Below are 12990 nucleotides of genomic sequence, written 5' to 3' on the forward strand. Positions count from 1 at the left end.
CTATAATGAAGTGTTGAAAGGAAATAGAAAATGAGAGAAGAACGATTTCCATTGGTGTCAGATGATGAGATCATGTTGACTGAGATGCCGGTTATGGACCTCTATGATGAATCTGACTTTATCAGTAATATCAAGGGAGAATACCGTGATAAGAATTATCTGGAGTGGGCCCCTATTACTGAAGAAAAACCAGCAAAACCGATTGAAAAACCAGTAGAGAAACCTAAGAAGGCTGGCTTAGGAGTAAAAAAAGAAGGAAAAAGCTATGCGGAGGTGGCACGTGAAGAAGCGCGTGCGGACTTGAAAAAGAAACGCTCAGCAAGTTATCTGACTAAGGATATTACTCCTACAAGACGCCATTCTCAGCCCAGTCTAGTTAGACAGGGCAATCAACCTACTGCGCCTTTCCAAAAGGAAAATCCTGGTGAATTTGTTAAATATAGTCAAAAATTGACCCAGTCTCATTACATCTTGGCGGAAGAAGTGAACAATATTTCGACTCAAGCTGAGCCAAAAGAAACTTCAGGCCCAAAGAAAAACAACTATGATTTTCTGAAGAAGAGCCAAATCTACAATAAAAAGAATCAACAAAAAGAACAAGAACGTCAGGTGGCCCAAGAGTTGAATCTGACAAGAATTACGGAATAGGGGAGAAAACATGTCAAAGACATATCATTTTATCGGAATTAAGGGATCAGGTATGAGTGCCTTGGCCTTGATGTTGCACCAAATGGGGCATAAGGTACAGGGATCAGATGTTGAAAAGTACTACTTTACTCAACGTGGTCTTGAGCAGGCAGGGATTACTATTCTTCCTTTTGATGAAAAAAATCTAGACGGTGATATGGAAATTATCGCTGGAAATGCCTTTCGTCCAGATAACAACGTCGAAATTGCCTATGCGGACCAAAATGGCATTAGCTACAAACGTTACCATGAGTTCCTAGGTAGCTTTATGCGTGACTTTGTCAGCATGGGAGTAGCTGGAGCGCATGGAAAAACTTCAACTACTGGGATGTTGTCTCATGTCTTGTCTCACATTACAGATACTAGCTTCTTGATTGGAGACGGGACTGGTCGTGGTTCGGCCAATGCTAAATATTTTGTCTTTGAATCTGACGAATACGAGCGTCACTTTATGCCTTATCACCCAGAATACTCTATTATCACCAACATTGACTTTGACCATCCAGACTATTTCACAAGTCTAGAGGATGTTTTCAATGCCTTTAACGACTATGCTAAACAAATTACCAAAGGTTTGTTTATCTACGGTGAAGATGCTGAATTGCGTAAGATTACGTCTGATGCTCCGATTTATTATTATGGTTTTGAAGCAGAAGGTAATGACTTTGTTGCTAGTGATCTTCTTCGTTCAACAACTGGTTCAACCTTCACAGTTCATTTCCGTGGTCAAGAATTAGGGCAATTCCATATTCCAACCTTTGGTCGACACAATATCATGAATGCGACAGCCGTTATTGGATTGCTTTACACAGCAGGATTTGATTTGAACTTGGTGCGTGAACACTTGAAAACATTTGCCGGTGTTAAGCGTCGTTTCACTGAGAAAATTGTCAATGACACGGTGATTATCGATGACTTTGCTCACCATCCAACAGAAATTATTGCGACCTTGGATGCGGCGCGTCAAAAATACCCAAGCAAGGAAATTGTTGCAGTCTTCCAACCGCATACTTTTACAAGAACCATTGCCTTGTTGGACGAATTTGCCCACGCTTTGAACCAAGCGGATGCTGTTTATCTAGCCCAAATTTATGGATCTGCTCGTGAAGTAGACCATGGTGATGTTAAGGTAGAAGACCTAGCCAATAAAATCAATAAGAAACACCAAGTGATTACTGTTGAAAATGTTTCTCCACTCCTAGACCATGACAATGCTGTTTACGTCTTTATGGGAGCAGGAGATATCCAAACCTATGAATATTCATTCGAGCGTCTCTTGTCTAACCTGACAAGCAATGTTCAATAGGAAGTTCTCATGGAAATTCCAATTAAAATCATTCGGGCAAGTAAGTCTGATTTAACTGAGATAGAGGCACTTCAGGCCTCATCTTTTCCAGCTGAAAAGCAGCAACCTTCCCATATTTTAGAAGAAAGTATCCGTAAGTGTGCGGATACCTTTCTTCTAGCTAGGGATGAAAATCAGCTTCTGGGCTATGTTCTAGGCGATCCTCAGCCACATAATCCGCAATGTCTAGAAATGCATTCTTTAGTCATTGACTCTGGCCATCAGAGACAGGGCTTGGGCACGCTTCTTCTTGCAGCCTTGAAAGAGGTGGCGGTTGAGCTGGATCACAAAGCTATTCGTTTGAAGAGTCCTGATGAGTTGCTATCCTATTTTGAAATGAACGGTTTTATTGATGAAGAAACTTCCCTTTATGCAGCTAGTCAAGGTTTTAGTATGATTTGGTTTAATCCCTTTTATCTGGAGGCACAATGAAAATCAGGAAAGCAAGATTAGAAGATTTAGATCGTATCGTTGAGATTGAACTAGAAAATTTCTCACTTGAAGAAGCCATTCCTCGCTCGGTTTTTGAAGCTCATTTGCGAAAAATTCAGACCTCGTTTCTGGTTGCAGAAAAAGAAGGCAGAATCATGGGGTATATAGAAGGGCCAGTTGGACCATACCGCCATCTGCAAGATCAGTCTTTTACAGAAGAGATAGAAGATTATAGTCATGAGCCGAGTGGTTATATCTCTGTGACCTGTCTTTCTATTGCCAAGGAAGCACAGGGCCTTGGACTTGGTCAAAAATTATTAACAGCCTTGAAAGAGTTGGCTCTTGAACACGAAAGAGAAGGTATTAACCTAACCTGTCATGACTATCTCATCGCCTACTACGAAAAACATGGATTTGTCAATGAAGGCCGGTCTCAGTCAACCTTTGCAGGGGAAACCTGGTATGATATGGTCTGGGAAGCTAAAAAATAAGCGAGAAAAGCATGCTAGGTTGCTTTTCTTTCGTTTTTAAGATATAATATTATGGATTGTCAACGAGGAGGATAAACTTTTGAGTGAAAAAACAAGAGAAGACGAAAAATTAAGCTTTAAAGAGCAAATTTTACGTGATTTAGAGAGAGTAAAAAAACAAGATAGAAGTGAGCAAGAAAACGAGATTACAAGTTTTGAAACTCCTTTATCTCAAGAAGATTCAGTAGATCCTTCAACTCAGGAACATGAACCTTCAGCAGAAGAGTTGATGGCTAATTCTCTTTCTGTTGTGGATCAAATATTAAAGAATGCTCCTGGTGTTCCATCACGTTCTAATAATATTTCGGATGAAATTGCAGGAAATGAAGAAGTTGCAGAACCTAAAATTGAAGCGGTAGTTGAACCAGTAGAACCTGTTTTCGAGCCAGTTCAACCAAAAGTAGAACCTGTAAAACTTAACGAAGACAAAGAATTTAACGAGATTCCAACAAAGGTTGCGGTGTCGTATAAAACAAGTAGACAACAGGAAGAAGTTAGTACTCCTGCAGTGGATAATGAGCTATCTGAGTTAGCTGAATCGGCAGATAGCCTAGGTTCAGTTCCTAGACGTAGTCGCCGTGAGACAGTTAAACCAGTTAAGAAGAAAAAATCACATTTGAAGGCATTCTTCATTTCTCTACTGATTTTCCTAGCCTTGATTTCGGCAGGTGGTTACTTCGGTTATCAGTATGTTCAGTCATCCTTGCTACCTGTTGATGCAAATTCTAAGGAATATGTGACTGTTCAAATTCCAGAAGGAGCCAATGTCCAAGAAATCGGATCAACTCTTGAGCATTCTGGTGTGATTAAACACGGTGTGATTTTTGCTTTCTATGCAAAATATAAGAATTATTCAGATTTGAAGGCTGGATATTACAATTTGCAAAAGAGCATGAGTACAGAGGACATCATTAAGGAACTGCAAAAAGGTGGTACACCTGAACCTCAGGCTCCATCTCTTGCAAACTTGACAATTCCAGAAGGATATACCATTGATCAAATCGCCCAAGCTGTAGGTCAATTACAAGGTGAATTTAAAGAACCTTTGACAGCGGAAGCTTTCTTGGCTAAAGTGCAAGATGACAACTTTATCAGTCAAGAAGTTGCTAAATATCCAAACCTACTCGAAAGCTTGCCAACGAAAGAAAGTGGAGCTCGTTACCGTTTGGAAGGTTATCTTTTCCCAGCGACCTACTCTATCAAGGAAAGCACAACTATTGAAAGCTTGATTGATGAGATGTTAGCTGCTATGGATAAGACTTTGACTCCACACTATAGTGCAATTAAGTCTAAAAACTTGACAGTCAATGAATTGCTAACAATTGCGTCACTTGTTGAAAAAGAAGGTGCTAAGACTGAAGATCGTAAGTTGATTGCAGGTGTTTTCTACAATCGCTTGAACCTTGGTATGCCGCTTCAAAGCAATATTGCAATCTTGTATGCTCAAGGCAAACTCGGTCAAAAGATTAGCCTAGCAGATGATGCTGGAATTGATACATCGATTAATTCACCATATAATGTTTATACAAAACCTGGTTTGATGCCTGGTCCAGTGGATAGTCCAAGTCAGGACGCGATTGAAGCAAGTATCAACCAAACGAAGAGTGAGAACCTCTACTTTGTAGCCAATGTTACAGATGGTAAAGTCTATTACGCAGTGACTCAGGAAGAACATGATCGTAATGTAGCTGAGCACGTCAATAGCAAGCTTACTCAAAATAGTAGTTCAAACTAAGACTACAAACATGAGAATCTCAGATAGAGATTCAATACTATCGAAAGAAAGTTGAGAAAAATGGCAGAAAAAACATATCCTATGACCCTTGAGGAAAAGGAAAAACTTGAAAAAGAATTAGAAGAATTGAAATTGGTCCGCCGACCAGAAGTAGTAGAACGCATTAAGATTGCCCGTTCATACGGTGACCTTTCTGAAAACAGTGAATACGAAGCAGCGAAGGATGAACAAGCCTTTGTCGAAGGACAAATCTCTAGCTTGGAAACAAAAATCCGCTATGCTGAAATCGTCAATAGCGACTCAGTTGCCCAAGATGAAGTAGCGATTGGTAAAACAGTCACTATCCAAGAAATTGGTGAGGACGAAGAAGAAGTTTATATTATCGTAGGTTCAGCTGGTGCGGATGCCTTTGCAGGTAAAGTTTCAAATGAAAGCCCAATTGGACAAGCCTTGATTGGCAAGAAAACAGGTGACACAGCAACCATTGAAACACCTGTTGGTAGCTATGATGTAAAAATCTTGAAGGTTGAAAAAACAGCCTAATGATTAAAAGGAGTAGAAAGAGGGAAATATCCTTCTTTGCTCCTTTTTAGGTTTAAAAAGAATTGGAGACTATATGAGTTCAAAGAAGAAAAAAAATAAGATGGAGCGTGGTCTGACTAATCGTCACGTGCAGGTTATGGCTATTGCTGGAACAATCGGAACAGGACTCTTTTTGGGAGCGGGTCGCTCTATCAGCCTAACAGGTCCTTCTATTGTACTGATTTATATGATTACTGGAGCTTTCATGTTCCTCATGATGCGTGCGGTTGGGGAAATGCTCTATCAGGATCCTGAGCAACATACCTTTATCAACTTTATCACGCGCCATTTAGGTAAGGGCTGGGGTTATTTCTCGGTCTGGTCTTACTGGCTATCCGTTGTCTTTATCGGTATGGCGGAAATCACAGCCATTTCTCACTATGTTCAGTTCTGGTTCCCTAGCTGGCCAAGTTGGATGATTGAGATTGGATTTTTGACCATTCTAGCCTTGGTCAATCTAATCGCGGTGAAGCTCTTTGGGGAAGTTGAGTTTTGGTTCGCTATGGTCAAGATTGTGGCTATTTTAGCCATGATTGCAACAGGAGTCTTTATGGTCTTGACAGGCTTTAAGACACCTCATGGAGTAGCAAGTTTGGCTAATATTGCCGACAATTTCTCCCTCTTCCCAAATGGTGGAGTGAACTTTGTCATGGCCTTCCAGATGGTTTTCTTTGCCTACCTCATGATTGAGTTTATCGGGGTAACGACTTCCGAAACAAAAAATCCACGCCAGGTCTTGCCAAAAGCCGTTAAGGAAATTCCTTTGCGTATCGCCTTTTTCTACGGTGGTGCCCTCTTAGCCATTATGGCTATCATTCCATGGCGTGAGCTTGCTTCTGCTGATTCTCCTTTTGTTACAGTATTTGAATTGGCCGGTATCAAGTGGGCGGCAGCCTTGATTAACTTCGTCGTTTTGACATCAGCAGCATCTGCTCTTAACTCAACCCTCTACTCAACAGGGCGTCATTTGTATCAGATTGCTCATGATTCGCCAAATCCATTCCTAAAAGCAATCAAGGCAGATACCCTTTCTCGCCATAACGTGCCACAAAATGCCATCATTGCCTCAGCAGTTTTGATTGCCCTAGCGGCCTTTATCAATGTTTTGCCAGGTGTTTCAGATGCATTTGCCTTGATTACGGCATCATCATCAGGTGTCTATATTGCCATTTATATCTTGATTATGGTGGCTCACCTCAAGTATCGCAAGTCACCAGACTTTATGGCGGATGGCTATCTCATGCCCCATTATCGTTTCCTAAATCCCTTAACCATGCTCTTCTTTGCCTTTGTCTTTGTAACCCTCTTTTTACAAGAGTCTACATTTGTAGGAGCAATTGGATCAGCTATCTGGATTATCGGTTTTGGGATTTACAGCCAGTGGAAATTTAGAAAATAGATTTGAAACTCATCAACTCAGGTTGGTGGGTTTTTGCTAGTTTGACAGTCTTTGGAAATAAGACTATAATCAAGCTGTAACAGTTTTCGAGGAGGTTTAGATGTACTTTAGATTGGAAAATAAGGAATCCCATAAATCACAAGAAATAGGGAATCTGATTCGTGTTTATAACCGTTCAAAAAGAGAAGAGGCTGAAAGTGAGCCACTTAATCTTTACGTTGAAGACGAAAAGGGAAATCTCCTTGCAGGTTTGATAGCAGAGACTTTTGGAAATTGGCTAGAAATCGAGTATTTATTCGTAAAAGAGGAACTGAGGGGGCAAGGAATCGGTTCAAGACTATTGCAACAAGCAGAAACTGAAGCTAAGAATCGAAACTGTCGTTTTGCTTTTGTCAACACTTACCAGTTTCAAGCTCCAGATTTTTATAAAATACATGGCTACAAGGAAGTCTTTGCTTTGCAAGACTATCCCTACATTGGGCAAAGATATTATTACCAAAAGGATTTGTAAGGTGAGTATGAAGGTATGGTACAAAGAGAGACTCACACATAAGTATGAAGGTGGACTGATGGATATAATTCTGGATATGGGTAATGTTTAAGGAGATTCTCGATCAGTAGCAGTTAGTACCTAGAAATTGTGTCTTTCTAGATGATATTGAGGACAAACCAATCGCAGCTGAGACATTAGATGTGAAAACCTACGATGTCGTAGAAATTTTGGAAAAATTGAATAAGCAGAAAACTCTCTATCTTTTTTGTGGTAGAGAGTTTTTGTTAATAAAATATTACAAAATGACAGTTATATATTGCATTAAGTTAGATATATGATATAATAATGTTAAAAAGAGGCGCAACTTTTTAAAACTATAAGGAGGATGCAGGTGGCTAAAAATTTAAAATTAAAATTAGCTCGGGTAGAGCTTGATTTGACTCAAGGTCAATTGGCAGAGGCTGTTGGTGTGACGCGCCAGACTATTGGTTTGATAGAGGCGGGGAAATACAATCCCAGTCTTTCCCTCTGCCAGTCCATTTGCAGATGCTTAGGCAAAACTTTGGATCAATTATTTTGGGAGGAAGAAGATGAAAAATAGATTTTTTTATTATCAATTATTAGACGAAAGAGAAGAACAATTAATCAATAAAGCTGGGGCAGAGTCTTTTTCATTCTTTATTGGGCTTGTACTTCTAAGCTACTTGGTGGCAGTGTTGGCTCCATCTCTTTTTAATCCGAATTTTCTAGTGTATACTCTGATAGTAGGAATTTTCTTCTTTTTCAATCGTGCCCGTTACCTAGGAGTGACCTACTATAGTCGTTTTCATTTTACGATTTTGGGTTGTTTTTTCCTAACCTTGGCTATTACGGCTCTTTTGATGTTACAGAATTATCAATTCAACATAGAAATTTATCAGCACAATCCTTTGAACGTTAAATACCTGTCTGCTTGGGCAATTACTTATGTCATTTACCTTCCCTGGGTTTTTATTGGCAATCTTAGTCTGAAGAGCTATGGCGAATGGGCTCAGAAAAAATTTGAACAAGACATGGATGAACTGGAGAGCGGAGAATAGCTTGTTACTCTTTTCTCAATACAGCCAAAATGTGTTATAATAGTACTAATTTATTGGAATACATGAAAGTTCTTAAAAATTTTCATGGGTTTCTAGCTAAGGAAGTAGGAAAAGTATGTATCCAGATGATAGTTTGACATTGCACACGGACTTGTACCAGATTAACATGATGCAGGTTTACTTTGACCAAGGAATTCACAATAAAAAGGCGGTCTTTGAGGTGTATTTCCGACAACAGCCTTTTAAGAACGGCTATGCGGTTTTTGCAGGTTTGGAAAGAATTGTGAGTTATCTTGAAGACCTGCGTTTTTCAGATAGTGATATTGCCTATTTGGAATCGCTAGGCTATCATGGGGAATTCTTGGACTACCTCCGCAATTTCAAGTTGGAGTTGACCGTTCGTTCTGCTCAAGAAGGGGACTTGGTCTTTGCAAATGAACCGATTGTACAGGTGGAAGGCCCTCTAGCCCAATGTCAATTGGTCGAAACAGCTCTTTTGAACATCGTCAACTACCAGACATTAGTGGCGACTAAAGCAGCTCGTATTCGCTCGGTTATTGAAGATGAACCCTTGATGGAGTTTGGGACACGTCGGGCTCAAGAAATGGATGCGGCCATCTGGGGAACACGCGCAGCGGTGATTGGTGGTGCCAATGGAACTAGCAATGTGCGTGCTGGTAAACTCTTTGACATTCCTGTCTTGGGGACTCACGCCCATGCCTTGGTGCAGGTTTATGGTAACGACTATGAAGCTTTCAAGGCTTATGCTGCGACCCACAAAAATTGCGTCTTTCTTGTGGATACCTATGACACCCTTCGCATCGGAGTTCCAGCTGCCATTCAGGTGGCGCGTGAGCTAGGTGACCAGATTAACTTTATGGGTGTGCGGATTGACTCTGGGGATATTGCCTACATTTCCAAGAAAGTCCGTCAGCAACTGGACGAGGCTGGATTTACAGAGGCTAAGATTTATGCTTCTAATGATTTGGACGAAAATACTATCCTCAACCTCAAGATGCAAAAGGCCAAGATTGATGTCTGGGGTGTGGGAACTAAGCTGATTACAGCCTATGACCAGCCAGCTCTTGGGGCTGTTTACAAGATTGTTGCGATTGAAGATGAAAATGGGAACATGCGCAATACCATTAAATTGTCAAACAATGCGGAAAAAGTATCAACACCTGGTAAGAAGCAGGTGTGGCGCATTACCAGTTGTGAAAAAGGCAAGTCAGAAGGCGACTACATCACTTATGACGGTGTGGATGTGAGCGACATGACAGAAATCAAGATGTTCCATCCGACTTATACCTACATCAAGAAGACCGTTCGTAATTTTGATGCCGTTCCTCTCTTGGTGGATATCTTCAAAGACGGAAAATTGATTTACAACCTGCCTAGCTTGACTGAGATTCAGGATTATGCTCGTAAGGAATTTGACAAGCTTTGGGATGAATACAAGCGTGTGCTCAATCCGCAGCATTATCCAGTGGATTTGGCGCGTGATGTATGGCAAGACAAGATGGACTTGATTGACAAGATGCGCAAGGAAGCCCTCGGTGAAGGAGAAGAAGAATGAGTTTGCAAGAAACGATTATCCAAGAACTGGGCGTAAAACCAGTGATTGATGCCCAGGAAGAAATCCGTCGTTCTATTGATTTCTTAAAAAGATACCTGAAAAAACATCCCTTTCTTAAAACCTTTGTACTAGGGATTTCTGGAGGGCAAGACTCAACCTTAGCAGGTCGATTGGCCCAATTAGCTATGGAAGAACTGCGAGCAGAAACGGGAGATGACAGTTACAAATTTATCGCTGTCCGCCTACCTTATGGAGTGCAAGCTGATGAAGCAGACGCTCAAAAAGCCCTTGCCTTCATCCAGCCAGATGTCAGCTTGGTAGTTAATATTAAGGAATCGGCAGATGCCATGACAGCTGCAGTTGAAGCGACAGGTAGTCCTGTTTCAGATTTTAACAAGGGCAATATCAAGGCTCGTTGCCGTATGATTGCTCAGTATGCCCTTGCTGGTTCCCATAGCGGAGCGGTTATTGGAACAGACCACGCCGCGGAAAATATCACAGGTTTCTTTACCAAGTTTGGTGACGGTGGTGCGGATATTCTCCCTCTTTACCGCCTTAATAAACGTCAAGGAAAACAACTCTTGCAGGAACTTGGCGCAGACCCAGCCCTTTATGAAAAAATCCCAACAGCAGACCTCGAAGAAGACAAACCAGGCCTAGCTGACGAAGTAGCCCTCGGGGTCACTTATGAAGAGATTGATGACTACCTAGAAGGCAAAACAATCAGCCCAGAAGCCCAAACGACTATCGAAAACTGGTGGCACAAAGGCCAACATAAACGCCACCTACCAATCACCGTCTTTGATGACTTTTGGGAGTAAAAACCTCCAGTGGAGGTTTTTACCCCGAGCATGGAAACAGGTAAGCGAGGAAGGTCCGGGGGACCTTTTTAGCTTGAGCCTTGAAACTCGAGAGCAAGAATAGCCTCTAGTGGAGGTTTTCAGCCTCTCACCTTGAAATAAGAAAGTGAGAGAAGGTCCGAGGAACCTTGAACCCCGAGTTTAGAAATACCAGAACGAGGAAAGTCCGGTGGACCTTTTTATCTTGAGTATTGAGATTCAAAAGAAAAACAAGTTTCAATGGAGATTGGACATAGAATCATCTATCAGAAAGTGAGGTAGTGTCATGAAAGCAATCAGTACGCAAATATTACAGACAGATCGTTTAATCTTGCGAAGATTTGTGGAGAGTGATGCAGAAGCCATGTTTCAGAATTGGGCTTCGTCTGCTGAGAATCTGACCTATGTCACTTGGGATCCTCATCCTGATGTCGATGTGACTCGAAATACCATTCGTAATTGGGTTGCTTCCTATGCTAATCCCAACTATTACAAATGGGCTATTTGTCTCAAAGAAAAGCCGGAGCAAGTGATCGGAGATATCAGTATCGTTGCAATAGATGAGAACGATTCTTCTTGTGAAATTGGTTATGTGTTAGGCAAGAAATACTGGGGTCATGGTATGATGACGGAGGCCTTGAAAGCTGTCTTGGATTTCTGTTTTACTCAAGCAGGTTTTCAAGATGTCAGAGCACGATATGCTAGTCTCAATCCAGTTTCAGGTCGTGTCATGGAGAAGGCTGGAATGTCCTATCTAAAAACTATTGCCAATGGTGTAGAGAGAAAAGGCTATCTTGCGGACCTTATTTATTATCAGGTAAGTAGTGAAGACTAGTGAATTTTCTTTTCAGTTTCCATCCAAGTCAGACTTTGTCTGGCTTTTTTTGCAATATTTTTTACATAATCTGATTAAATTCCTATTTTTCCCTATCATTGTCCCTGTTTTTTCTGGAGTTTTGGGGCTATAATAGTCCTATCAAATCAAAGAATGGAGGAAGGCAATGGATAATATAATCTTTTTTATCAGTGTGTTTCTTGCTGGAATTCTTTCCTTCTTTTCTCCTTGTATTTTACCCTTGTTACCGGTTTATGCAGGGGTCTTACTGGATGACAAAGATGGTTCTCAGGCTTCTAGCGAAAAATTTTCAATCTCAGTTGTTAGTTTATTGAGAACTCTGGCCTTTATAGCGGGGATTTCCTTTGTTTTTATCTTATTAGGCTATGGAGCTGGTTTTTTAGGCAATTTGCTGTATGCTTCTTGGTTTCAGTATGTGACGGGTGCGGTGATCATTCTCTTGGGCTTGCACCAGATGGAAGTCTTACATTTGAAGGGACTCTACAAGGAAAGAAGGCTACAACTACAGAGACAGGGGCAAAAGGGTAAGGTCTATAGTCAGGCATTTTTACTGGGGTTGACCTTTAGTTTTGCTTGGACGCCTTGTGTGGGGCCGGTTCTTGGCTCTGTTTTGGCCTTGGCGGCTTCAGGTGGCTCAGGTGCTTGGCAGGGAGCTGGTCTCATGTTGGTTTACACGCTGGGATTGGCACTACCATTTTTGGTTCTAGCTCTCGCCTCCAGCTATGTTTTGAAACATTTCCGAAAACTCCATCCTTATCTCGGAACCCTCAAAAAAGTGGGTGGTTTCCTCATTATCGTGATGGGAATCTTGGTGCTTTTGGGAAATGCTTCCATTTTGACTACATTATTTGAATAGAGAGGAATAAGAAATGAAAAAATGGCAAACATGTCTCCTTGGAGTAGGCTCAATCTGTTGTTTGGCAGCCTGTTCGGCTAAAAACATGTCAGACGAGTCTACTATGAAGGAGCAAACGAAAACAGAACAAGTCAGCTCGCAAACTGCCACCAAGGGTCAAGCAGTTGCTGATTTTGAATTGACAGGTGTAGACGGCAAGACCTACCGTTTGTCTGATTACAAGGGCAAGAAAGTCTATCTCAAATTCTGGGCTTCTTGGTGTTCCATCTGTCTAGCCAGCCTTCCAGATACGGACGAAATCGCTAAGGATGCTGGAGACGACTATGTGGTCTTGACAGTAGTGTCTCCTGGTCACAAGGGAGAACAAGCTGAAGCGGATTTTAAGAACTGGTACAAGGGCTTGGATTATAAAAATTTCCCAGTTCTAATTGATCCATCAGGCAAACTTTTGGAAAGTTATGGTGTCCGTTCTTACCCAACTCAAGCCTTTATAGACAAGGAAGGCAAGCTGGTCAAAACGCAACCAGGTTTTATGGATAAGGATATGATTTTAAAAACATTGAAAGAAATGGGGTAGAAAA

At 41.3% G+C, this 12990-nt stretch carries 15 protein-coding genes; all 15 read left to right on the top strand.

Translation table 11 applies throughout. The annotated features are described in order from the left end of the window. Positions 1–30: 30 nt before the first annotated feature. The 15 genes from D7D54_RS01090 to D7D54_RS01160 all read left to right on the top strand — a co-directional run bounded on the left by D7D54_RS01090 (position 31) and on the right by D7D54_RS01160 (position 12986). Positions 31–648: a divisome accessory protein ZapJ gene (locus D7D54_RS01090; RefSeq protein ID WP_020902224.1), complete on the top strand. Its 618-nt coding sequence runs from the start codon at positions 31–33 to the stop codon at positions 646–648. A 10-nt stretch (positions 649–658) separates the two neighbouring features. After that, positions 659–1993 (top strand): UDP-N-acetylmuramate--L-alanine ligase, encoded by a 1335-nt coding sequence (gene murC / locus D7D54_RS01095; protein WP_020902223.1) that lies wholly within the window; start codon positions 659–661, stop codon positions 1991–1993. A 9-nt stretch (positions 1994–2002) separates the two neighbouring features. After that, a complete protein-coding gene (locus D7D54_RS01100; protein WP_020902222.1) occupies positions 2003–2464 on the top strand; it encodes a GNAT family N-acetyltransferase in 462 nt (153 codons plus the stop codon). After that, positions 2461–2955 carry a GNAT family N-acetyltransferase gene (locus tag D7D54_RS01105; protein ID WP_020902221.1) on the top strand — a complete coding sequence of 165 codons (495 nt, stop codon included), beginning with the start codon at positions 2461–2463 and terminating at the stop codon, positions 2953–2955. The genes D7D54_RS01100 and D7D54_RS01105 overlap by 4 nt, the downstream gene beginning before the upstream one ends. Before the next feature lie 79 nt (positions 2956–3034). Then, positions 3035–4729, top strand: coding sequence for an endolytic transglycosylase MltG (gene mltG, locus D7D54_RS01110; RefSeq protein ID WP_020902220.1), 1695 nt, complete (start codon positions 3035–3037; stop codon positions 4727–4729). A 60-nt stretch (positions 4730–4789) separates the two neighbouring features. Then, positions 4790–5272: a transcription elongation factor GreA gene (gene greA, locus D7D54_RS01115; protein ID WP_000818768.1), complete on the top strand. Its 483-nt coding sequence runs from the start codon at positions 4790–4792 to the stop codon at positions 5270–5272. 73 nt (positions 5273–5345) lie between these two features. Beyond that, complete coding sequence (locus D7D54_RS01120) at positions 5346–6710, top strand: amino acid permease (RefSeq protein WP_070842508.1); 1365 nt, start codon at positions 5346–5348, stop codon at positions 6708–6710. Positions 6711–6810: 100 nt separating this feature from the next. Further along, the gene (locus tag D7D54_RS01125; RefSeq protein WP_020902219.1) at positions 6811–7221 is read left to right on the top strand and encodes a GNAT family N-acetyltransferase; all 411 of its coding nucleotides are present in this window, start codon (positions 6811–6813) and stop codon (positions 7219–7221) included. A gap of 373 nt (positions 7222–7594) precedes the next feature. Continuing rightward, positions 7595–7804, top strand: a complete 210-nt coding sequence (locus D7D54_RS01130) for a helix-turn-helix transcriptional regulator (protein WP_001812672.1) — start codon at positions 7595–7597, stop codon at positions 7802–7804. Next, complete coding sequence (locus tag D7D54_RS01135) at positions 7794–8282, top strand: DUF6773 family protein (protein ID WP_120718622.1); 489 nt, start codon at positions 7794–7796, stop codon at positions 8280–8282. Before D7D54_RS01130 ends, D7D54_RS01135 begins: the two co-directional genes overlap by 11 nt. Positions 8283–8397: 115 nt before the next feature. Beyond that, a complete protein-coding gene (locus D7D54_RS01140) occupies positions 8398–9858 on the top strand; it encodes a nicotinate phosphoribosyltransferase (protein ID WP_120718623.1) in 1461 nt (486 codons plus the stop codon). Beyond that, the gene (gene nadE / locus D7D54_RS01145; RefSeq protein WP_120718624.1) at positions 9855–10679 is read left to right on the top strand and encodes an ammonia-dependent NAD(+) synthetase; all 825 of its coding nucleotides are present in this window, start codon (positions 9855–9857) and stop codon (positions 10677–10679) included. Before D7D54_RS01140 ends, nadE begins: the two co-directional genes overlap by 4 nt. A gap of 304 nt (positions 10680–10983) precedes the next feature. Next, positions 10984–11532, top strand: coding sequence for a GNAT family N-acetyltransferase (locus tag D7D54_RS01150; protein WP_020902215.1), 549 nt, complete (start codon positions 10984–10986; stop codon positions 11530–11532). Between the two features lie 166 nt (positions 11533–11698). Beyond that, a complete protein-coding gene (gene ccdA2 / locus D7D54_RS01155; protein WP_020902214.1) occupies positions 11699–12409 on the top strand; it encodes a thiol-disulfide oxidoreductase-associated membrane protein CcdA2 in 711 nt (236 codons plus the stop codon). A 13-nt stretch (positions 12410–12422) separates the two neighbouring features. Next, positions 12423–12986 (top strand): redoxin family protein, encoded by a 564-nt coding sequence (locus D7D54_RS01160; protein ID WP_000759264.1) that lies wholly within the window; start codon positions 12423–12425, stop codon positions 12984–12986. The last annotated feature ends 4 nt before the right edge of the window (positions 12987–12990 follow it).

The organism is Streptococcus chosunensis (assembly GCF_003626515.1).
Taxonomy (GTDB): Bacteria; Bacillota; Bacilli; order Lactobacillales; family Streptococcaceae; genus Streptococcus; species Streptococcus chosunensis.